The following is a 21,192-nucleotide window of genomic DNA, read 5'->3' as shown; positions in this document are numbered from 1 at the left end:
GAACTCAGAAGTGAAACGAAACAGCGTCGATGATAGTGTGGGCTTCCCATGTGAAAGTAGAACATCGCCAGGGCCTAATTAAAGAAACCCGTTGCAGTAATGCAGCGGGTTTTTTGCGTTTATGGTGCTAAATCGTCCTGCACAATGATGAGGTGATGCACTGTGATAAAAAGACGAATTAGCGCAAGGTGAAATGAGCTGCCTTCACAGTAGCCACTCTTTTCATTCTGAAACACTTTTCATAATCATTAATTAATCAACCCTCAACTGAAGCTAAATTAGCTCATTTCACCTTATGCAAAGTAAGTGCACTCGCCTTACTTGCTATCACTATACTTTGCACCACATTCATCCTGAAGCAGCGCCTGCGACTCAATTCTTCATGCTGCAAATTTTCGTTTCGATCATTCTTCACCTTTGCGTGAAAGAGTGCAAGCGCGTCAAGCTTGCCATAAATCTTTCGCAATTTATAGAACTAAATCTATTCAGATTTAGTTTGCCATTTTTAGATAACTGTATATACTCACAGTATCTTTACCTGTATGGAAATCCAGTTGTATGCGACCACTAACGAAACGACAAGAACAAGTATTTGAACTCATCAAAGTCTTTATTAAAGATACAGGTATGCCTCCTACACGTGTTGAAATAGCAGATGCGCTTGGTTTTAAAAGTGCTAATGCGGCTGAGGAACATTTAAAAGCCTTAGCTAAGAAAGGAGTTATAGAAATGGTCCCTGGGGCTAGTCGTGGTATCCGATTAGTCGACGATGGCTCTTCTGAAGATACAGGGCTTCCTTTGATTGGTAAAGTTGCTGCAGGAGAACCTATTTTGGCTCAAGAACATATCGAAAGTCATTATGAGGTTGATCCGAGTTTATTTAAGCCTGCTGCTGATTACTTATTACGTGTAGATGGAATGAGTATGAAGGATATCGGTATTCTTGATGGTGATCTTTTAGCTGTGCATAAAGCTCAAGTTGCTCAAAATGGTCAAGTTGTTGTTGCTCGAGTAGACAACGATGTAACCGTTAAAAGGTTGGAACAACAAGGCAGCAAAGTGTTCTTGCATGCTGAAAATGAAGAGTTTTCTCCTATTGAGGTAGATTTAGAGCAAGAGTCTTTTGCCATTGAAGGTCTTGCTGTAGGAGTAATTAGAAATTCTAGCTGGATGTAATTTTTTTATAACTTTTACAATAGGTTAGCTGTTATTTTCTTCTTTTTCTTCATTCAGCTAACCATATCCCTTCTTACTTTCTATTTTTATATATCAAATTCTTCTATTCACTTTCTTGCTAATTGATTGTTTATTGACTAATTGTTAATAGGTCATGAAGTTCTTTCCGACTAAAGTCGAAGGTTTGACTGTCATCCAATTAAAACAACAAACTTTTTAAAAGCTTGATCGAAAGCTTAAGCTGGGGGCGTCATATGAGAGGAAGAAGTTTTGCCTGTCTATTAGTTTTACTCTGTATATCACCAATGGCCTTTGCCAATAGTGATTATAATATGCGTAAAGGAGTCACAGATATCAGTCATAGTGTTTATGAATTACACATGACTATTTTCCTGATTTGCTGCGTAATCGGTTTAGTTGTTTTTTCGATTATGTTTTGGGCTTTAATAAGGCATCGAAAGTCAAAAGGTGCGGTAGCTGCTCAATTTCATGAGAGCACCAAAGTAGAAATAATTTGGACAGCCATTCCATTCATCATTCTGATTTTAATGGCTATTCCTGCTACAAAGACCTTAATTGCGATGGAAGACACTAGCAAAGCTGATATTACAATCAAAGTTACAGGCTCCCAGTGGAAATGGCATTATGAGTATTTAGGCCATGATGTTGACTTTTTCTCAGTGATGTCTACTCCAATGTCTCAAATTAATAATGAAGAATCTAAATCTGAAACTTATTTACTAGATGTCGACAACCGTCTAGTGATCCCCACTCACAAAAAAGTACGTTTCCTAATGACTTCAGATGATGTAATCCACTCTTGGTGGGTACCTGATTTTGCAGTTAAGAAAGATGCTAATCCTGGGTTCATAAATGAAGCATGGACAAATGTAAACGAGGAAGGGATTTATCGAGGCCAGTGTGCAGAGTTGTGTGGAAAAGATCATGGTTTTATGCCCGTTGTCGTTGAGGCTATATCACCAGAGGCTTTTGATACTTGGTTAGAGGAACAGAAGCGAGCTAAAGAAGTTGCTGCGCAAGAAGCTGAAGCATTATTAAGTCAAACTTTAAGTAAAGCAGAACTAATGTCTGAAGGTGAATCTGTGTATATGGCGTATTGTGCTGCTTGTCATCAACCAACAGGTATGGGCCTGCCCGGTGTGTTTCCAGGACTAGTAAATAACGAAGTCGTCAAAGGTGACTTATCAAAGCATATAGACATACTTCTAAATGGACGTCCAGGTACTGCAATGCAAGCATTCGCAAAGCAACTTTCAGTAAAACAAATTGCAGCTGTTATTACGTATAAGCGAAATAGCTGGGGTAATGACACTGGTGAGGTTGTTCAACCAAATCAAGTGCAGGCTTTTATAGATAACAATAAAGAGGAATAACTGATGAGCACTCAGGTACATAGCGCAGAGCATGCTCATGATGAGCATCCTACAGGCATAAAACGTTGGTTATTTACAACTAATCATAAAGAAATCGGCTCGTTGTACTTAATTTTTTCTTTAGTAATGTTTTTAATTGGAGGGGCAATGGCCATGATAATCCGTGCCGAGTTATTTCAGCCTGGATTGCAATTGGTCGACCCTCACTTCTTTAACCAAATGACAACAGTGCATGGCTTGATCATGGTTTTCGGTGCTGTCATGCCTGCATTCACGGGTTTAGCAAACTGGATGATACCTATGATGATTGGTGCTCCAGATATGGCTTTACCAAGAATGAATAACTGGAGTTTTTGGATCTTACCTTTTGCATTTGCGATCTTACTTGCTTCGTTATTTATGGAAGGTGGTGGTCCTGCATTTGGTTGGACTTTCTATGCTCCTCTATCTACAACTTATAGTAATGATAATACAGCGTTATTTGTATTTGCAGTCCATATTATGGGTATCAGCTCTATCATGGGGGCAATCAACGTCATTGTGACAATAGTTAATTTACGAGCTCCTGGTATGACATGGATGAAGCTCCCCTTGTTTGTTTGGACTTGGTTAATAACAGCTTTTCTTCTTATTGCAGTTATGCCTGTACTAGCTGGGGCAGTGACAATGGTCCTCACTGATAAGTATTTTGGCACAAGCTTTTTCGATGCTGCTGGAGGTGGTGATCCTGTCATGTTTCAGCATATCTTCTGGTTCTTTGGTCATCCAGAAGTATACATCATGATTTTACCTGCATTTGGGATCATTTCGACAATTGTACCAACCTTCTCACGCAAAAAGCTTTTTGGCTATTCTTCAATGGTATACGCAACTTCTTCAATAGCATTTCTATCATTTATCGTGTGGGCACATCATATGTTTACAACGGGTATGCCGTTAGCTGGTGAGCTTTTCTTTATGTATGCGACTATGTTGATCTCGGTGCCGACAGGCGTCAAAGTATTTAATTGGGTTGCAACTATGTGGCGAGGGTCAATTAGTTTTGAGATCCCTATGATGTTTTCTATTGCATTTATAGTGCTCTTTACTTTAGGTGGTTTCTCGGGATTGATGCTGGCAATTACCCCTGCTGATTTCCAATATCATGATACCTATTTTGTTGTTGCACACTTTCATTATGTACTTGTCACAGGTGCTGTGTTTTCAATAATGGCAGCGGTCTACTATTGGTTACCCAAGTGGACCGGCCACATGTATTGTATTACCACAGCTAAATGGCATTTTTGGATGTCTATGATAAGTGTAAATATTTTGTTCTTCCCAATGCACTTTGTTGGGTTAGCTGGCATGCCAAGAAGGATCCCTGATTACGCACTTCAGTTTGCTGATTTTAATGCCATTATCAGTATTGGTGGTTTTGCCTTTGGTCTGTCTCAATTGATCTTTGTATGGTGTGTCTATAAGTGTGCAAAGGGAGGAGAATCTGTTCCCGACAAAGTTTGGGATGGTGCTGAAGGCTTAGAGTGGGAAGTTCCTTCACCAGCACCTCTGCATACTTTTAGTACCCCTCCAGAGGTAAAATAATATGCATGCTGCACTGGTTAAAAAGCTTGTTCTCACAGTTATTGGTATGTTTGCTTTTGCTTTCGCACTGGTACCACTATACGACGTTTTTTGTGAGGTAACAGGGTTAAACGGTAAGCCAGATATGGATGCTGCTGAAACTAGTTATTTGGTTGATGAATCAAGAAGTGTTGATGTGAGCTTCATTACTCAAACTAAGCAAGGGGTTCCTTTTAGTGTTAGGGCAAAAGAGTTTAGTGTTGCAGTAAAGCCTGGAGAAATGTCTGAATTAGTATTTGTCGCTAAAAACTTAAGTAGTGAACAAAGAGTTATGCAAGCAATACCTTCAGTTTCACCTGGTAAAGCTGCTAAGTATCTGCATAAAGTAGCCTGTTTTTGCTTTGACAGGCAACCATTTGAACCGAACCAAGAGGTCGAATTCAAATTAGTATTTTATGTAGATACAAGCTTACCTGAGAATGTTCAAGAACTGACTTTATCATATGCCATTTTTGATATTAGCGAAGTTGCGCAGCAGCGTGATACTTCAATAACCCAGCCTTTTACAGGTTAGGAGGAAATATGCAATCGCAAAGTTATTATGTCCCAGCCCAGAGTCCTTGGCCTATTGTTGGGGCTATAGCCATGTTTTTTATTGCTGTAGGAGCTGGCTTAACCGTAATGCAACTTGAAACAGCTGATTTAAGCGGTGTTGTTATTTTAAGTCTTGGAGTTTTAATTTTACTCTACATGCTTTTTGGTTGGTTTCGACACGTGATCCAAGAGTCTGATAAAGGATTATATTCACTGCAAATGGATCGCTCATTCAAGCAAGGTATGAGCTGGTTTATTTTTTCTGAGGTCATGTTCTTTTTTGCGTTCTTTGGTGCTTTATTTTATGCACGTGTATTCTCTGTCCCTTGGCTAGGTGGTGCAAGCAATAATCAAATGACAAATGAGGTTCTCTGGCCAAGTTTTGAGTCTGCTTGGCCGCTTCTGAATACACCAGCAGGTGAGGTTACACAAGCTATGCCTTGGTACGGTCTTCCCCTGATTAATACAGTTATTCTGCTAACCTCTTCAGTGACATTACATGTTGCGCATAAAGCGATTGAAAAAAATAATCGAATGCAACTGACAGCGTTTCTTTCGGTTACTGTCTTGTTAGGTTTCGTCTTTCTTGGATTGCAAGTAGAAGAGTACATTCATGCTTATGAAGCCCTAAACCTAACTTTACAATCTGGTATCTACGGGAACACTTTCTATCTATTAACTGGTTTTCATGGGATGCATGTCACGATTGGCGCATTACTGTTAGGTATCGTATTAATCAGAGTAGTTAAAGGACATTTTACTGAACAAAAACATTTTGCTTTTCAAGCTGCTGCTTGGTATTGGCATTTTGTTGACGTGGTTTGGGTGTGTTTATTTGTATTTGTCTATGTAATGTAGTCGTATTCATGAGGAAGTTGTATGGCATTGATACACATAGGCTCATGGAAGAGTTTAGTTGCCTATATTACCTGTTTTACGGTAGTAATTACGTGCATGGCTTTATCATATTGGCAGCTTTCAAGAGCATATGAAAAACAGCAAAAATTAGCGTTATTTATAGATAATAAAATAACAAATGAAAGTTTATATGACTCATTGAATAAAGATATTAATGCTTTGAATGGGCGCGAAGTAAGTATTAGTGGTTATTTTAATACTCAGTATATTTGGTATTTAGATAACCAAATACTGGATGGGCGAGTTGGAGTTGATATTTTGACTTTATTCAAGCCGCAACAGTTATCAAAGTATCTTCTCGTAAATTTAGGATTTATACCAATCTCTCATAGAGGTTTACCTGATGTATCTCTCCCTTCTAATGAAGTTAGATTAAATCTATTAATAAAAAGTGATGGTTTAAAAGGTTTTACTCTCTCATCCGTTGCAATGGATCCAAATAGTCAGCGACTCCAGTTTATTGATATTAGTGAGTTGATGTCGTTATCTAAAAAAGCGATTTTCCCTGCTGTGTTTTATCAGCAAGACATTAATGATCAGGCGCTGATAGCAAAGCCGCATTATAACCCTGTCGTTATGAGCCCACAGAAACATCATGCTTATGCACTACAGTGGTTTTTAATTGCTTTGGCTGCAGCATTTATTTTTTACAAAGTTAAGAAAGTGGAGTCATAAGTATGAAGTCTAGACCGTTAATGTTGTTTGTGGCGTGTAGTCTACTCCCGTTTTTACTTGCATATGCCGCAGTCATGTCAAACTGGCAGCCGTCAGATACAACCAATAAAGGTGAGCTTCTCAGTCAAGAGATAGTGATCCCAAATTGGCAGGCTAATACCAATATATTGTGGACGATTGCTTTAGCTGCGCCTGATTCGTGTGCTGAAGTTTGTCATCTTCAGCATTCAAGATTAAACAATATGTACCAAGCATTAGGAAAAAAGCAAACTAAGGTTGATTTAGTTGTTCTCGGGAGTGTCGAAAACTCAGAGTTCAGTTTGATGCCTGAAGTCAGTGCTTTAAAAGCTGGTTGGTTGTATTTGGTTGACCATCACGGATTAGTCGTACTCGCCTACCCTTATGAAGAAAGTGATGAAGCGAGTCGATTAACTCATAAAGGTTTATTAAAAGACTTAAAAAAACTACTGAATTACGCAAGAAGTAGCTAAGGAGTGTTATGAGTAATAATTATAAATACCTCACTATTTTTAGTACCGTTTTAGCTTTATTGGTGGTTGCATTAGGAGCCTATACTAGGTTGAGTAATGCGGGTCTCGGCTGCCCTGATTGGCCGGGCTGTTATGGTTTTTTAACAGTTCCCAACACTGAAGGTGAGTTGTTACAAGCAGCCAATGCTTTTCCTAATAGTACGGTTGAACCACTTAAAGCTTGGATAGAAATGATCCATCGCTATTTTGCCTCTTCATTAGGTTTATTGGTCATTGCATTATTGTTCTTTGCATTTAATAAGGTCAATTTAGCAGTTCCTAGAAAGCTTACAGTATCATTGTTTGTTTTAATTTTATTTCAAGGCTTTTTGGGCATGCTAACAGTAACAATGAATCTTCAGCCTTTCATTGTCATGGGACATCTATTGGGGGGCTTTTGTATTTTGGCTTTACTAGCGCTTCATTGTTTTCATTTACTAACGCCGAAGTCTATAGCTATACATAAATCGAGTACATTTAATGGATATATGTCAGAGTTCAGTATTGCCATCCTTGTATTACAAATTGCGCTTGGAGGTTGGGTTGCTGCGAATTATGCAGCACCTCATTGTGTAGGCTTACCAATTTGTGAAAATATTCATTTGTTTTCCACTGAAAGTTTATTTCATCTACCAGTAGGGGAAGAAAATTACGAGTATGGAGTATTACCTTTCGAAACACGTTTATCGATCCATATGGTGCATAGAGGGTGGGCAGTCGTTACTTTACTTGTATTAGCTGTTTGGGCTTGGAAAGTATACCAAGCATCAGAAGAAGCACTTTTGAAAAACGCTTCAGTTATGCTCATCGTGGGTTTAATAACTCAGATCTTATTAGGTGCGATCATCGTGCAGCTACAGTTCCCGATATTAATCACGTTGTTTCACAATCTCATGGCTGCAATATTGTTAATGACGAGTTTATATATTTGGTTCTTATTACGTTATAGAGTTCAGCCGGAGGTAGTATGAAAAGCATTTTATTAGGAAGTGAGACTCAGGCCGCCTTTAATCATCTTCCCCAATATGTGGGTATTTGTAAAATTAAAGTCGTTGCGATGCTTGTCATAACAGCATGGGTTGGGCTTATGTTGGCGCCTGATATGAATAGGAGTGCTCTATCTCAGATAATGAGCTTATTGGGTATCGGTTTGTTGTCTTCATCAGCAGCAGCGATTAATCATATCGTAGATAGAGAAATAGATAAAAAAATGGCGCGAACGCGCCACAGACCGCTAGCACAAACTCAACTGACGGTATTTCAAGCGGTGCGATTCGCAATCTTATTAGGCATGGTGGGTTCTTTATTATTATTTTATTGGAGTAATACCCTAACGTTAGTTTTAACGCTAGGTGCGTTAGTAGGCTATGCCATTGTTTACACAATGTATTTAAAGCGAGCAACCCCGCAAAATATTGTTATTGGAGGTTTGGCTGGGGCCATGCCGCCATTACTTGGTTGGATTAGCGAAACTGGGCAATTAGACGTACAAGCGTGGCTTTTAGTGATGATTATCTTTATTTGGACTCCTCCACATTTCTGGGCTCTCGCAGTTGCACGTAGAAAGGATTATCAGAGAGCAAATGTGCCTATGCTGCCTGTTACACATGGTTCTGAATTTACACGCTTAAGTATCGTCTTTTACTCTATCTTATTGTATTTGGTTTGTTTGTTACCATACTTAATTACAATGTCAGGGAACATTTATCTTACTTCTGTTCTAGTTTTGAATACTATTTTCTTATACAAAGCAGTTTATTTGTATGTTAATCGTTCAGATAAAGCGGCAATGGCACTTTTTCATTTTTCAATCACTTATTTATTGCTACTCTTTATAGCGCTATTTTTAGATAGATGGATTTTGTAATGCGTTACATGCTGTTTTTGTTGCTTTTATTCTTGATTGGTTGTGAAGAAAACATGCCGGTTTCCGAGCATGCAATCCATTATGAACAGGCTCGAGCAATTAAAGCATTTACTCTTCAGGATCAGCATGGCAATGAGGTAACAAATCTAGATTTGCATAACCAATGGACATTAATTTTTTTGGGTTATACAAGCTGCCCAGATATTTGTCCAATGACATTATCTAAGTTGACAGAAATACACTCCTCATTAAAACAAGAACATAATGTTAAAGTTTGGTTTGTTTCGGTCGATCCATATAGAGATACGCAAGAAAAGCGCAAAGCATATGTTGAATACTTTAACTCGGACTTTTTAGCGATTTCTGCAGAACATTCGCAGTTATTTCCTTTTGTTCGCAATATTGGTTTAGTGTATGCAATCAATGAAAGTAAGGGAAAAGAGTATTATGTAGATCACAGTGCATCTGTTGCATTAATTAATCCACAAGGAAACTTAAGTGGGATTTTTAAGGCTAAATTTGCTTTAAATGAAGTTCCCTTGATTGATTCCGCGCAATTAATAAAAGATTTTAATGTAATCGTGCATTAGAGTGCTTATATAACCTGGGTGGGCTTTTTAATTTATTCGTAAATCGAGTTAACACCCTAATTATTTTTGGCTTTTAGTTAATAACTTTTATGGCATTTCTGCTATCTGGGTCTAAGCTAAAAATATAAAAATATAAAAATTACCAAGGGGAGCGCATCGCGCATGTTAAAACTTCCTTCAGAACTCACAATAAGCCATGTTGAAGAGTTTCATCAACAGGTATTACAACTGCTTCATGCTGAGCATGATGTCAGTATTGATGTGTCAGAAGTGACGCGTGTAGACACTGCATCAATACAAGTTTTATGTGCTTTGCAAAAGCATCTCCTTGAGATTAACAATTCAATTCGTTGGCACGGTGAAAGTCAGGCGCTTAATAAAGCGGCTGATGAGCTTGGTTTAACAGAATTACTCGCCCTATTGGCGTGAATTAAGAGGTCATTATGAAAAAGATTTTGGCAGTGGATGATTCTGCATCTATGCGACAAATGGTTAGCTTTACTTTAAAGAAAGCTGGTTTTGAGGTAGTTGAAGCAAAGGATGGCAGTGAAGCTTTAGGTATTGCTAAACAACAAAGCTTTGATGCCGTTATTTCTGATGTCAACATGCCCGTAATGGATGGGATTACACTTATTAAAGAGCTAAGAACATTACCTAGCTATAAGTTTACACCACTACTAATGCTTACTACCGAATCAGGTTTAGACAAAAAAACTGAAGGTAAAGCCGCAGGAGCGACCGGATGGATTGTTAAACCTTTCAATCCGGATCAGTTACTAGCTGTTCTTAAAAAAGTAATTCGTTAAGTCAAGGTGTTATCATGAGTATTGATTTAAGTCAGTTTTTTGAAGTTTTCTTTGAGGAGAGCTTTGAAGGGTTAGATGCAATGGAAGCTGAACTCTTAAATTTAGAACCAGGCAATGAAGACATGGAGACTATCAATACTATATTCCGGGCTGCTCACTCAATCAAAGGGGGAAGTGGTACGTTTGGTTTTTCTTCAGTATCAGACTTTACTCATGTTCTTGAAACTTTATTAGATCAAATCAGAGATGGTCAGCGTGCTTTAACAGCAGAGCATGTAAATTTTTTACTAAAATCAGTTGACTGTCTGAGAGGTATGTTAACTGCCTTACAAGCTGAGCAAGAACCAGATTTGACAGAAGCTAATGAGATACGTCAACGGTTTGAAGTCATCTTAGGAATGGCTGAAGATACCAGTACAACTTTTGATTTGGCAGAAGAGACTTTAAATGAAAATACGTACCAAGTAGATTTTAAGCCATATCCTCACCTTTTTAAAACTGGAAATGAGCCTCTATATATGATTTCCGAGTTGGCAGAGCTTGGAGAACTAGAGACTCAAGTTTTTTTTGATGCAGTACCAGATATAAATTCATTAAATGCTGAAGAGTGCTTTTTGGCTTGGCGCTTTTTCTTAACTACCGATAAACCTGTGTCAGCCATAGCTGAAATTTTTGAATGGGTCGAGGATGATTCAGATATTGAAATTACGATTTGTGGTGGCTTATTCGATACTGGCTTGGCAGATGCAGATGCAGATGCAGATGCAGATGATGTGGTTGAAGAGTCATCACCTAGAATAGAAGCTTTGCCAGACAAAAAAGAAAACTCTATGGAGCAAACTGATACCTCAATAAATAAGCCACAAATTAACTCTCCTGCTAAAAACACGGATACAAAAAAAGCTTCTGATTCATCTGCGACTTCAATTCGAGTTGGAATTGATAAAGTTGATTCATTGATCAATATGGTAGGGGAGTTGGTAATAACTCAAGCTATGTTGAGCCAAATTGGAGAGCAGGATGTCACAGAAACTACTATAACTGCATTGCAAGAAGGTTTGGCGCAGCTAGCTCACAATACCAGAGATTTGCAAGAAAATGTTATGCGGATCAGAATGTTGCCAATAAGCTTTGTTTTTAGCCGTTTTCCTCGCTTAGTTCGCGATATTTCACAAAAACTAAATAAGCAAGTGGAGCTAAAGCTATTAGGTGAACAAACTGAGTTAGATAAAACTGTGATGGAAAAAATTTCAGATCCTATGGTGCACTTGGTTAGAAACTCACTTGATCATGGGCTAGAAACACCAGAACAGCGTGTTGCAGCAGGTAAAGATCCCATGGGGACCGTGACGCTGAATGCATTCCACCAAGGTGGTAATATTGTCATTGAGATCATGGATGATGGTCAGGGTTTAAATACCGAAAAAATTCGCTCCAAGGCCATTGCAAATGGGTTAATCCAAGAGAGTGACGAATTATCGCCAGATGAAATAAATGAGCTTATCTTTATGCCGGGTTTTTCTACCTCAGATGAGGTCAGTGATATATCAGGGCGTGGGGTAGGCATGGATGTTGTTCGTCGGAATATTCAAGCCCTGAACGGTTCTGTTGAGGTTGCATCTGCACCTGGTGTAGGCTCAACTTTTACAATTCGATTACCCTTAACTTTGGCGATTCTTGACGGGCAACTTGTTAGAGTTGCTCAACACACTTACATTATCCCGCTAATCTCTATTGTTGAGTCGTTGCAGATTGATATCAGTAAAGTAAGCCGTGTAGGTAAAGACTTGGATGTTTTAAGGTTGCGGGATGAATATATTCCAATTCTTCGTCTTTATAATATTTTTAATCACGATGGTGCCATAGAAGAGTTGGATAAAACACTTTTGGTTGTAGTTGAAAGTGACAATCATAAAGTCGGCTTGCTAGTGGATGATCTGCTTGCGCAACAGCAAGTTGTAATAAAAAGCTTGGAAGCAAATTACCAAAAAGTAGATGGCATTTCCGGCGCAACCATACTGGGAGATGGTAGGGTGTCGTTAATTATTGATATTAGTGGCCTAATTAAATTAAGTGGTCTGAAGCGACCAGGTTCTCAGGAGTTGGTTGTTGAGCAAAAATCAGCAGGAGCAGCATAGATGTCTGAACAAGTAGAGCAAATTTCGCAGCTGGTGCTAGAGGGGCAACATGATGAGAATCAATACTTAACATTTATGATGGCGGATGAAGAGTATGGCATGAATATATTAGCCGTACAGGAAATTCGCGGATGGGAAGATGTAACTGCTATCCCTAATGCCCCCAGTTTTGTTAAAGGCGCGATTAATTTGCGAGGAACGATTGTCCCCATCATTGACTTAAGGCTTCGTTTTGGTCTTGCAGATAATGATTATGGTCCACTAACAGTTGTTATTGTGGTTGCTGTAGAAATTAATGGACAGAATAAAGTCATGGGTATTGTTGTTGATGCAGTATCTGATGTTTACAGTATTTCAGAAGAGCAAGCGAAAGACGTACCTGATTTTCAAGATTCAGATAATGCTGAGTTTGTTCATGGTTTGGTGAATGTAGGTGAGAAAATGGTTGTTCTTCTCAACCTAGAAAGCGTACTTAATTTATAGTAGATAAGCATGGGTAGGGTCAAGATGAGTGGAAGAAACATACAAAGTGAATTAACCAATAAATTTTTGATAGGTGCAATTGTGATTGTTGCGGCAATCGCCATTTCGTTACAAATGTTAGGTGTGTCGTTTAGTGGTGAAAATGCCATTGCACTTGGGTTACCGTTTATTGTCTCGGTTGCTGTGATTTTTTATCTAAAGCATAATTTGAATAGCTATGCAGAGCAGCTGGAGGCTGTTGATAATGCAATTGGCTTTTTAAAGTTCAATGATCAAGAAATGGCACGGAGACTTGACCTATCTGCTTACCCTGAACTACAGAACTTGCAACTAGATAAGAACGAAGATGAAGTTTCTCAAGCAGATGATTCAAAACATCTTGAAAGTATGATAAGTGCTTTGCAGGTTTGTCAGGCTAATATTATGATTGCAGATGAAAATCTCAATATCAGTTATTTGAATGATTCTGTTAAAGAGATGCTGCAAGCTAATGAACACAAATTGCAAAGAGAGTTGCCTAGTTTTAATGTGGCAACTCTACTTGGGCAAAATATCGACGCTTTCCATAAAAACCCTAGCCATCAGCGTGGTTTACTCGCGAATTTAAGAACTGTATATAAGACACAAATTACAGTTGCAGGTTTAACATTTGACCTTATTGCTACACCAGTGTTTGATTCAGAGCAACAACGTATAGCAACTTTAGTTGAGTGGAAAGACGTAACAGAACAAATTGCCTTTGAAAAAGAGAAGCAAATATCGGCAGCTCACAATGCAAGAATAACGAGTGCATTGGAAGTGTGTCAAGCTAATGTAATGTTAGCAGATAATGATTTCAATATTGTTTTTGCTAATCATTCAGTATTAAAAATGCTAAGTAGAAATGAAGCTCAATTGCGTACAGTTTTACCAGGCTTTGATGCAAGTAATTTGATCGGTAAAAATATAGATACATTCCATGCAAATCCTGCGCATCAACGCCACATGGTAGGCGCATTAACAGATGTATATAAGACTGAAATTAAGGTTGCAGGATTTACATTTGGTTTGATTGCCACACCTGTATACGATGAGGAGGGCGATCGAGTAGGGACTGTGGTTGAGTGGGACGATATGACGCAACGTCTTGCAGAAGAAGAGGTTGCAGCCAAACTTGCCAATGAAAACTCGAGAGTAAAAAGTGCCCTAGATAATGTTACAACGAATGCCATGATTGCCGACGCTGAATTCAATATCGTTTATTTGAATGATGCAGTAGTAAATATGATGCGAAATGCAGAAGCGGACCTGAAAAAAGATCTGCCTAACTTTGACTCATCTAGATTGATGGGTGCCAATATTGATATTTTCCACAAAAACCCTGCTCATCAACGCTCAATGCTTGAACGACTGACTTCAACATATAAAACAGAGATTGTAGTTGGAGGAAGGACTTTTGCATTAGTAGCAAATCCTGTATTTAATGATGAAGGTGAACGCATTGGCACTATTGTTGAGTGGAATGATAGAACCAATGAAGTGCTCATAGAGCAAGAAGTAGATAACCTAGTTAGTGCAGCGTCTGATGGTGATTTGACCCGTAGGCTAGATGAAGCAGGCAAAGAAGGTTTCTTTTTGCGTTTATCACAAGGTTTGAATCAGTTGGTAGGTATTGTTGACGATGCGGTAACTGATACAGCTGAAATGTTAGACGCGTTGGCAAATGGTGATTTAACCCAGAGAATTACCGCAGATTATAAAGGTTCATTTGATAAACTTAAGCGTGATGCGAATGTGACCGCTGATAAATTAACAGAAGTCATAAATCGTATTAGTTCGTCCGCAGGGTTAGTAGCCAGTGGTGCTGAAGAAATCTCACAAGGTAATGCTGACCTGAGTCAGCGTACAGAAGAACAGGCTTCTTCGCTTGAAGAAACGGCTTCTAGTATGGAGGAAATGACAAGTACTGTTCGTCAAAATGCAGATAATGCAAAGGTTGCTAATGAACTTGCTGAAGAAACAAGTAGTAAGGCTATGCAAGGTGGCGAAGTTGTGAATCGTGCAGTGCAAAGTATGTCGGGTATAAATGAATCTAGTAAAAAGATTGCAGATATTATTGGGGTGATCGATGAGATTGCTTTCCAAACTAATCTTTTAGCACTTAATGCAGCTGTAGAAGCCGCCAGAGCTGGTGAGCAAGGGCGAGGTTTCGCAGTTGTAGCTGGTGAGGTTAGAAACCTAGCACAACGCTCAGCAGGTGCAGCGAAAGAAATTAAAGACTTGATACGTGATAGTGTTAGTAAAGTTGAAGATGGAACACTACTCGTAAATGAATCTGGTGAAACTTTAAAAGATATTGTTGCTTCGGTGAAGCGTGTGACTGATATGATCTCAGACATTGCAGAAGCGTCTGTAGAGCAGAGCTCAGGTATTGAGCAAGTAAATAAAGCGGTTACGCAAATGGACGAAATGACTCAGCAAAATGCGGCATTGGTGGAAGAAGCTTCAGCAGCTGGTGAGTCTATGGCTGAGCAGGCAAATGATATGCGTCGATTACTGAATTTCTTCACAATAGATGATGCTGCAGATTCGGCTCCGTTGCTCACTGATTCTATTTCTAAAAAGCAGACTGTGAAAAACACTCCTCCACCAACCACTAAAAGAGCTGAAAGAGCTGATATAAAGTCACCAGTAAGCTCAGTAGTAACAGCTAATCAATTTGCTGATAATTCGGATGAATGGGAAGAGTTTTAACTTAAAAAGCTCGAAGATACCCTAATATTTTCGAGCTAGCTTTTTATACCGTCTACCAAGTAACTTCATGTAAACAGGATTGAACATGAGAGAATTTGCTCTTTCTGATGAGGATTTTCAGACTATCTCGAAAAAAGTTTATAAGGCGTGTGGTATCGTTCTTGGGCCGCATAAAAGAGAAATGGTCTATTCAAGATTAGCTAGACGGATCAGGGCCAATCAGCTGGACTCTTTCTCAACTTATTTAAAGTATTTAGATAACCATGAAGATCAAGAGTTTAGTCAATTCATCAATGCAATAACCACTAATCTCACATCATTCTTCAGAGAAAGCCACCATTTTGAGTATTTATCTCAAGTGATAGTGCCACAACTATTAGAAAAAAATAAGCACTCGAAAAGAGTTCGTATATGGTCAGCTGGTTGCTCAACAGGTGAGGAGCCTTACAGTATAGCGATGACGATCTTTAATCGTTTCCCATCGGACTGGGATGTTAAAGTATTAGCAACAGATTTGGATTCAAATGTGTTATCAAAAGCTCAGAGTGGGGTCTATGATTCAGGCAACGTTACTGGCCTTGATGGCAGGGTATTGAAAAAATGGTTTTTAAAAAGTGCAGATGGTCATGCATATAAAATAAAGCCAACTCTACAATCATTGATTTATTTTAAGCGCCTAAACCTTTTAGAAAAGTGGCCAATGAAAGGGCCTTTCGATGTTATTTTTTGCCGCAACGTTTTGATTTATTTTGATAAGGAAACGAAAGACAAGTTATTTATGAAATATCATCAAATACTTGGAGAGCAAAGACACTTATTTATAGGTCATTCAGAAACCATGGGTAAAGAGCATCATGAGTTCAAAAATTTAGGCCGTACCATGTATCAAAAGGTGTAGTATGGACAATCGTTTTAAACCGGTTATCAGAGGGTTTGAGCACGTAAAGCGGTTTTGGGACTCTGGCCGAGATTCGATAATTGCTAAGGTGTTGCCTGGAGAGTTCTACGTATCAAAAAGTGATGAATTGATCTCTACAGTACTAGGTTCATGTATTGCTGCTTGTGTCTACGATGACAATCTGGGTGTTGGGGGAATGAATCACTTTATGTTACCTGCTGCACAAGGTATTAAAGAAATTCATGCTGATGACTTAACGTGTCGTTATGGCAATTGGGCTATGGAATATCTTATTAATGAAGTGCTAAAAAATGGGGCTTCAAAAGACAATTTAAAGGTCAAGTTATTCGGGGGCGGAAAAATAATTCGCTCCATGACAGATATTGGTATTGGTAATATTCGTTTTGCGCATGCATATATTCAAGAAGAAGGCCTAGAATTAGTTTCTCATGATGTTGGGGGACCTTGGCCTAGAAAAGTGGTCTTTCATCCACAAACAGGTCGTGCACAAGTTAAGAAATTAAGAGAGATGCATAACGATACTATCGAAAGGCGTGAAGTTCGTTATCTACATGATATTGAAGCACAAGATACGCAGACAGACATTGAGCTGTTTTAGGAGTTAGCATGATAAAAGTTTTAATTGTCGATGACTCCCCTTTGATCAGAGGGATATTAACTGAAGTTATTCAACAGGCTGATGATCTCGAAGTGGTAGGTAGTGCCGAAGACCCTTACCAAGCAAGAGAAATGATAAAATCATTGAACCCAGATGTGATTACATTAGATATAGAAATGCCTAAAATGGATGGCATTAGCTTTTTAAGAAACTTGATGCGTCTTCGCCCAATGCCTGTTGTTATGATATCTACACTTACTCAACAGGGTTCTCCAATTACCCTTGAAGCCCTAGAAATTGGTGCTGTAGACTTCATTGCTAAACCTAAAATAAATGTTGCTGAGCAATTGCAACATTATGCTGAAATGGTTCAAGAAAAGGTTCGCACAGCAGCGACAGCAAGATTGAGGCCCTATCGGAGTATTGGGAAGGGATTTAATAAAGCGGAATTGTTAGAAGGACAATACTATGAGCGCAACGCTATTATAGCAATAGGGGCTTCTACAGGGGGGACTGAGGCAATAAAAGAAGTTCTAGTGCAAATGCCCAAGGATGCTCCTCCAATAGTTATAACTCAACATATCCCTCCGGTATTTAGTAGCTCTTTTGCCGCGAGAATGAATAAAAGTTGCACAGTGAAGGTAAAAGAGGCTGAACATGGAGATGTTCTGCAGTTTGGTCATGTTTATATTGCTCCAGGCGATAGACATCTGAGCATTGTTTCTCAAGGATTAAATAAGGTTTGCCACTTAGATGATGGAAAATTAGTTAACCGTCATAAGCCCGCTATAGATGTTCTATTCAGCTCATTAAAGCCATTTGCTCAACATGTATCGGCTGTACTTCTAACAGGTATGGGCAGTGATGGCGCAAGAGGTTTACTGGGATTGTTAGAGGCAGGTGCACAAACAGCAGCACAAGATGAGCAAACCAGTGTTGTTTGGGGGATGCCGAAAGCTGCTGTGGATATGAACGCTGCCCAAAAGGTGCTACCACTACAAAATGTGGCAGTACACTTACTTAAATCTACTCGTCGCTAGCTTGTAATACCCAAGGTTGTGAAAACCAATAAAACTGACCGGGGTGTTTAATTGAAGGGGCTGTACAATTATAACGCGTTCGGCCTTTTTTAATGTCTTCAGGTGAAGTAACCGATACTCTTTTCTCATTTTTCCAAGCAATATCAGCTCGACCAACCCCAGAAACGAAACATGCAAACTGAGATTGGTAAAAATCTTTGCCGATAAACTCTATTTCAATAGTAGGTGTTGGGTTGCTTGTTACAGAGTCAGTGTAATCTAGCTCCGAGATAGCAAAAGGCAGAGAGTGCAATTTGGTTTTTAAGGTATCTAACTTACTGTAAAAGCCCGATGCAGGGTATCGAGGAACACGTGTGTAGTCGGTAAATTCTGACACCGCACCAGAGTGTTGTCCTATACCAATAAAGCCAATTTCTTTAACGAGGTTTTGCAGTGGTCTATTGAACTCACCATAGGGGTAGGCGAGTAATTTTACATTATAGCCCACTTCTTCTTCGATGCGTTTTTCTGAGAATAGGATATCTTCACGGACGCGCTTCAACCATTGCGCTTGGGTTTCACCGTCTTGTTTTAAATGTAGGTAATCATGCTTAGCGCTGTGATTAGCAATTAATGCGCCGCGTTTTGCTAAAGCTCTGAGTTCGTCCCAAGTCATCACATATGATTTGTTTTCATCGATAAGCTGAGGGTTTACAAAAATAGTATACGGGTAGCCAAATGCTTCGAGAATAGGCGCCGCTTGCTCAATGTTATTGTCGTAACCATCATCAAAAGTGATGGCCACGGTTTTGGCAGGCAGTGCCTTACCTTGTTGTGTATGATGGAGTAACTTATCCAAGTGAATAACATTAAAGTCATTTTCTTTTAGGTAGATTAAGTGGGTTTTAAAGGTTTCTTCACTCACTGATGTTACCGCTGGTAACTTCTCGCTGACGTGGTGATACTGTAAAATCACCGCTGATAGAGATGGGGTTGAAAACAATAACAAAGCGAAAACAAAACAATGAAAGAGATATTTAAAAATCATAAAACGTACCATATAAGTCTGCTATTGCTAGCGGGTCCGATGATTTTATCAAATATATCTGTGCCATTGTTAGGGTTAGTTGATACAGCGGTGATCGGCCATCTATCAGAAGTTCACTTTCTGGCTGGTATCGCATTAGGGTCGGGCAGTATTTCATTGCTATTTTGGCTTGCAAGCTTTCTAAGGATGAGCGCCACGGGCGTGCTTGCGCAGTCTTTTGGGGCGAAAAACTGGCCTAGATTACAACAGCAGTTATTAGCCAGTTTATTGATTGCTTGGACTTTTTCAATCTCATTAATCCTGCTCTCTCCTTGGTTATTAGATAGCATAAAAGCCCTATCCAATGCTTCTCCTGATGTGTTTTCCCAGGCGAAAAGCTATTTTGAGATTCGAATATTTAGTGCACCTGCTGCGATGACGAACTTGGTGCTATTGGGTCTTATGCTGGGCATGCAATACGGAAAAGGGCCATTCTACTTACTACTATTTACAAATATCACTAACATTATTTTAGATGTGTTATTTGTAATTGGTTTTGGTTGGCAAGTGGCTGGAGCCGCTTGGGCATCGGTGATAGCTGACTACACGGCGCTACTAGTCGCAACTGTATTAATTAAAAAGCAACTTGCGCAACACCAAGTCAATTGGCGTTGGTTGCTGCCAAACAAAGCACAGTTTTTGGCACTATTATCACTAAATCGAGATATTTTTATTCGCTCACTGTTATTGCAGCTCTGCTTTAGTTTTATGACTTTTTATGGCGCACGATTGGGCGAAACGACACTAGCAGTCAATGCCGTTTTATTAAATTTCTTAATGTTGGTGAGTTTTGCTTTAGATGGCATTGCGTATGCTGCAGAAGCAAAAGTAGGGCAAGCCAAAGGTGAAGGCTCAGAAGCAAAAGTGGAAATTTGGGTCAACTTAAGTTTGTTTTGGGGGGCTGTGTTCGCGTTGCTCTATAGCCTAGTCTTTGCTGTGTTTGGTGTAAGCATCGTTAAGCTTTTAACAAATATTCCTGAAGTCATCAGTGCGTCAAAAAATTACCTATTCTGGCTCATTCTTCTCCCTCTATTGGCAATGTGGTGCTTTATATTCGATGGTATATTTGTCGGCTTAACCCGAGCTCAAGATATGCGTAACAGCATGTTCTTTTCTGCTATTTTTGGGTTTATGATGCCTATTTGGCTAACATTGGAGTATGAAAACCATGGCCTTTGGTTTGCCATGAGTTGCTTTATGTTATTGAGAGGCGTTACTTTGGCTTATCGTTATCGTCAAATTCAACGGCAGGGTTTATTGTTGCAATAACTTGTGAGAAGCGGTTAGCAAAGATACCTAAATAGCCCCAACCCGCAAAGAAAATTGCTGGCGCGAGAAATATTAGACCAATTATTTGCACCCAGGGTTGGTGATAATAACCCCAAGCAATAAAAGCAACTGCGACAGCAAACAGCCCCAAACCGATAAAAAAGCGTTTGAGGCTGAGTTTAGGTTGTTGCCCTAGACGGTAAATTATGGGCTTCAACATAATTAATAGTAAGAGTGCTCACCAGCTTGGTGCTCTGTGATATCACGTACCCCAGTGATCTCTTCGAACTTAGCAACCATCTCTTTCTCGATGCCTTCTTTTAACGTTACATCGATCATTGAACAACCATTACAGCCACCACCAAATTGCACGACAGCGATACCTTCAGCTGTAATTTCAACTAGGCTTACTTGGCCGCCATGATTGGCAAGTTGTGGGTTTACCTCAGTCGTTAGCATATGCTCAACTCGCTCAGCTAAAGAAGCATCATCTTTAAGACGCTTAGCTTTCGCATTAGGCGCTTTAAGTGTTAACTGAGTCCCCATTTTGTCAGTTACGAAGTCGATTTCAGCTTCATCTAAAAATGGTGCGCTTTCTTCATCAACAACTGCATCGAAACCATTAAATGGTAGGCGAATATCAGTTTCTTCAACAGCATCAGGCGGACAGTAAGACACACCACATTCAGCTTGAGAAGTACCAGGGTTTACAACGAAAACACGAATGTTTGTGCCTTCAGTTTGATCAGCCAATAGCTTGGCAAAGTGACTTTGTGCAGTTTCAGAAATTGTGATCATAATCGAACTATACTTGACTAAATTACTCGGTTAAT

At 39.3% G+C, this 21,192-nt stretch carries 22 protein-coding genes; 19 read left to right on the top strand and 3 right to left on the bottom strand.

Going from position 1 to position 21,192, the window contains the following annotated elements:
* Positions 1–558: 558 nt before the first annotated feature.
* From lexA to CWB72_RS00835, 18 genes are all read left to right on the top strand, one after another.
* Positions 559–1,176 carry a transcriptional repressor LexA gene (gene lexA / locus CWB72_RS00920; protein WP_138628557.1) on the top strand — a complete coding sequence of 206 codons (618 nt, stop codon included), beginning with the start codon at positions 559–561 and terminating at the stop codon, positions 1,174–1,176.
* Positions 1,177–1,430: 254 nt separating this feature from the next.
* Positions 1,431–2,570: a cytochrome c oxidase subunit II gene (gene coxB / locus CWB72_RS00915; protein WP_138628555.1), complete on the top strand. Its 1,140-nt coding sequence runs from the start codon at positions 1,431–1,433 to the stop codon at positions 2,568–2,570.
* Positions 2,571–2,573: 3 nt separating this feature from the next.
* Positions 2,574–4,154 carry a cytochrome c oxidase subunit I gene (gene ctaD, locus CWB72_RS00910; protein WP_138628553.1) on the top strand — a complete coding sequence of 527 codons (1,581 nt, stop codon included), beginning with the start codon at positions 2,574–2,576 and terminating at the stop codon, positions 4,152–4,154.
* Between the two features lies 1 nt (position 4,155).
* On the top strand, positions 4,156–4,707 hold the full coding sequence (locus tag CWB72_RS00905; RefSeq protein ID WP_138567246.1) for a cytochrome c oxidase assembly protein: 552 nt from the start codon (positions 4,156–4,158) through the stop codon (positions 4,705–4,707).
* A gap of 8 nt (positions 4,708–4,715) precedes the next feature.
* Complete coding sequence (locus CWB72_RS00900; RefSeq protein ID WP_138628551.1) at positions 4,716–5,585, top strand: cytochrome c oxidase subunit 3; 870 nt, start codon at positions 4,716–4,718, stop codon at positions 5,583–5,585.
* 21 nt (positions 5,586–5,606) lie between these two features.
* Positions 5,607–6,320: an SURF1 family protein gene (locus CWB72_RS00895; protein WP_138628549.1), complete on the top strand. Its 714-nt coding sequence runs from the start codon at positions 5,607–5,609 to the stop codon at positions 6,318–6,320.
* Between the two features lie 2 nt (positions 6,321–6,322).
* Positions 6,323–6,811: a transmembrane cytochrome oxidase associated protein gene (locus tag CWB72_RS00890; protein WP_130254211.1), complete on the top strand. Its 489-nt coding sequence runs from the start codon at positions 6,323–6,325 to the stop codon at positions 6,809–6,811.
* A gap of 8 nt (positions 6,812–6,819) precedes the next feature.
* The gene (locus tag CWB72_RS00885; RefSeq protein ID WP_138628547.1) at positions 6,820–7,821 is read left to right on the top strand and encodes a COX15/CtaA family protein; all 1,002 of its coding nucleotides are present in this window, start codon (positions 6,820–6,822) and stop codon (positions 7,819–7,821) included.
* Complete coding sequence (gene cyoE, locus CWB72_RS00880) at positions 7,818–8,717, top strand: heme o synthase (RefSeq protein ID WP_130254209.1); 900 nt, start codon at positions 7,818–7,820, stop codon at positions 8,715–8,717. Before CWB72_RS00885 ends, cyoE begins: the two co-directional genes overlap by 4 nt.
* Positions 8,717–9,307, top strand: coding sequence for an SCO family protein (locus CWB72_RS00875; RefSeq protein WP_138628545.1), 591 nt, complete (start codon positions 8,717–8,719; stop codon positions 9,305–9,307). The genes cyoE and CWB72_RS00875 overlap by 1 nt, the downstream gene beginning before the upstream one ends.
* Positions 9,308–9,445: 138 nt before the next feature.
* Positions 9,446–9,736 (top strand): STAS domain-containing protein, encoded by a 291-nt coding sequence (locus CWB72_RS00870; protein WP_354384650.1) that lies wholly within the window; start codon positions 9,446–9,448, stop codon positions 9,734–9,736.
* A gap of 14 nt (positions 9,737–9,750) precedes the next feature.
* Positions 9,751–10,113 carry a response regulator gene (locus CWB72_RS00865; protein WP_138567254.1) on the top strand — a complete coding sequence of 121 codons (363 nt, stop codon included), beginning with the start codon at positions 9,751–9,753 and terminating at the stop codon, positions 10,111–10,113.
* A 14-nt stretch (positions 10,114–10,127) separates the two neighbouring features.
* Entirely contained in the window at positions 10,128–12,251 is a 2,124-nt protein-coding gene (locus CWB72_RS00860) for a chemotaxis protein CheA (RefSeq protein ID WP_138628543.1), read from the top strand.
* Positions 12,252–12,734, top strand: a complete 483-nt coding sequence (locus CWB72_RS00855) for a chemotaxis protein CheW (protein WP_138567256.1) — start codon at positions 12,252–12,254, stop codon at positions 12,732–12,734. It begins immediately after the preceding gene.
* A gap of 24 nt (positions 12,735–12,758) precedes the next feature.
* The gene (locus CWB72_RS00850; RefSeq protein WP_138628541.1) at positions 12,759–15,467 is read left to right on the top strand and encodes a methyl-accepting chemotaxis protein; all 2,709 of its coding nucleotides are present in this window, start codon (positions 12,759–12,761) and stop codon (positions 15,465–15,467) included.
* Positions 15,468–15,552: 85 nt separating this feature from the next.
* Complete coding sequence (locus tag CWB72_RS00845; protein WP_138628539.1) at positions 15,553–16,365, top strand: CheR family methyltransferase; 813 nt, start codon at positions 15,553–15,555, stop codon at positions 16,363–16,365.
* A 1-nt stretch (position 16,366) separates the two neighbouring features.
* Positions 16,367–16,984: a chemoreceptor glutamine deamidase CheD gene (gene cheD, locus CWB72_RS00840; RefSeq protein ID WP_138628537.1), complete on the top strand. Its 618-nt coding sequence runs from the start codon at positions 16,367–16,369 to the stop codon at positions 16,982–16,984.
* An 8-nt stretch (positions 16,985–16,992) separates the two neighbouring features.
* A complete protein-coding gene (locus CWB72_RS00835) occupies positions 16,993–18,024 on the top strand; it encodes a protein-glutamate methylesterase/protein-glutamine glutaminase (RefSeq protein ID WP_138628535.1) in 1,032 nt (343 codons plus the stop codon).
* Here the strand turns inward: CWB72_RS00835 and CWB72_RS00830 are convergent.
* Entirely contained in the window at positions 18,011–19,051 is a 1,041-nt protein-coding gene (locus CWB72_RS00830; protein WP_252371463.1) for a polysaccharide deacetylase family protein, read from the bottom strand. The two genes, CWB72_RS00835 and CWB72_RS00830, sit on opposite strands and share 14 nt — an antisense overlap.
* Between CWB72_RS00830 and CWB72_RS00825 the strand changes: the two genes are divergently transcribed.
* Positions 19,028–20,359, top strand: coding sequence for an MATE family efflux transporter (locus tag CWB72_RS00825; protein WP_171037189.1), 1,332 nt, complete (start codon positions 19,028–19,030; stop codon positions 20,357–20,359). The two genes, CWB72_RS00830 and CWB72_RS00825, sit on opposite strands and share 24 nt — an antisense overlap.
* Here the strand turns inward: CWB72_RS00825 and CWB72_RS00820 are convergent.
* Both CWB72_RS00820 and nfuA read right to left on the bottom strand, forming a co-directional pair.
* Complete coding sequence (locus CWB72_RS00820) at positions 20,304–20,579, bottom strand: hypothetical protein (protein ID WP_130254198.1); 276 nt, start codon at positions 20,577–20,579, stop codon at positions 20,304–20,306. The genes CWB72_RS00825 and CWB72_RS00820 overlap by 56 nt on opposite strands.
* 2 nt (positions 20,580–20,581) lie before the next feature.
* Positions 20,582–21,157 (bottom strand): Fe-S biogenesis protein NfuA, encoded by a 576-nt coding sequence (nfuA, locus tag CWB72_RS00815; RefSeq protein WP_138478225.1) that lies wholly within the window; start codon positions 21,155–21,157, stop codon positions 20,582–20,584.
* Positions 21,158–21,192 lie beyond the last annotated feature (35 nt).

The organism is Pseudoalteromonas phenolica (assembly GCF_005886345.1).
In the GTDB taxonomy this organism is placed as follows: domain Bacteria; phylum Pseudomonadota; class Gammaproteobacteria; order Enterobacterales; family Alteromonadaceae; genus Pseudoalteromonas; species Pseudoalteromonas phenolica_A.
Note: the sequence above shows the minus strand (reverse complement) of the source record. Positions and strands in the feature narration are given on the sequence as shown.

Excerpts from the sequence above, each read along its gene's own strand:
- cyoE (WP_130254209.1), top strand. The coding sequence starts at position 7,818 with ATGAAAAGCATTTTATTAGGAAGTGAGACTCAGGCCGCCTTTAATCAT.
- CWB72_RS00900 (WP_138628551.1), top strand. The coding sequence starts at position 4,716 with ATGCAATCGCAAAGTTATTATGTCCCAGCCCAGAGTCCTTGGCCTATT.
- CWB72_RS00875 (WP_138628545.1), top strand. The coding sequence starts at position 8,717 with ATGCGTTACATGCTGTTTTTGTTGCTTTTATTCTTGATTGGTTGTGAA.
- nfuA (WP_138478225.1), bottom strand. The coding sequence starts at position 21,157 with ATGATCACAATTTCTGAAACTGCACAAAGTCACTTTGCCAAGCTATTG.
- CWB72_RS00885 (WP_138628547.1), top strand. The coding sequence starts at position 6,820 with ATGAGTAATAATTATAAATACCTCACTATTTTTAGTACCGTTTTAGCT.
- CWB72_RS00820 (WP_130254198.1), bottom strand. The coding sequence starts at position 20,579 with ATGTTGAAGCCCATAATTTACCGTCTAGGGCAACAACCTAAACTCAGC.
- CWB72_RS00860 (WP_138628543.1), top strand. The coding sequence starts at position 10,128 with ATGAGTATTGATTTAAGTCAGTTTTTTGAAGTTTTCTTTGAGGAGAGC.
- coxB (WP_138628555.1), top strand. The coding sequence starts at position 1,431 with ATGAGAGGAAGAAGTTTTGCCTGTCTATTAGTTTTACTCTGTATATCA.
- lexA (WP_138628557.1), top strand. The coding sequence starts at position 559 with ATGCGACCACTAACGAAACGACAAGAACAAGTATTTGAACTCATCAAA.
- cheD (WP_138628537.1), top strand. The coding sequence starts at position 16,367 with ATGGACAATCGTTTTAAACCGGTTATCAGAGGGTTTGAGCACGTAAAG.
- CWB72_RS00835 (WP_138628535.1), top strand. The coding sequence starts at position 16,993 with ATGATAAAAGTTTTAATTGTCGATGACTCCCCTTTGATCAGAGGGATA.
- CWB72_RS00890 (WP_130254211.1), top strand. The coding sequence starts at position 6,323 with ATGAAGTCTAGACCGTTAATGTTGTTTGTGGCGTGTAGTCTACTCCCG.
- CWB72_RS00830 (WP_252371463.1), bottom strand. The coding sequence starts at position 19,051 with ATGATTTTTAAATATCTCTTTCATTGTTTTGTTTTCGCTTTGTTATTG.
- CWB72_RS00895 (WP_138628549.1), top strand. The coding sequence starts at position 5,607 with ATGGCATTGATACACATAGGCTCATGGAAGAGTTTAGTTGCCTATATT.
- ctaD (WP_138628553.1), top strand. The coding sequence starts at position 2,574 with ATGAGCACTCAGGTACATAGCGCAGAGCATGCTCATGATGAGCATCCT.
- CWB72_RS00825 (WP_171037189.1), top strand. The coding sequence starts at position 19,028 with ATGAAAGAGATATTTAAAAATCATAAAACGTACCATATAAGTCTGCTA.
- CWB72_RS00865 (WP_138567254.1), top strand. The coding sequence starts at position 9,751 with ATGAAAAAGATTTTGGCAGTGGATGATTCTGCATCTATGCGACAAATG.
- CWB72_RS00855 (WP_138567256.1), top strand. The coding sequence starts at position 12,252 with ATGTCTGAACAAGTAGAGCAAATTTCGCAGCTGGTGCTAGAGGGGCAA.
- CWB72_RS00850 (WP_138628541.1), top strand. The coding sequence starts at position 12,759 with ATGAGTGGAAGAAACATACAAAGTGAATTAACCAATAAATTTTTGATA.
- CWB72_RS00905 (WP_138567246.1), top strand. The coding sequence starts at position 4,156 with ATGCATGCTGCACTGGTTAAAAAGCTTGTTCTCACAGTTATTGGTATG.
- CWB72_RS00845 (WP_138628539.1), top strand. The coding sequence starts at position 15,553 with ATGAGAGAATTTGCTCTTTCTGATGAGGATTTTCAGACTATCTCGAAA.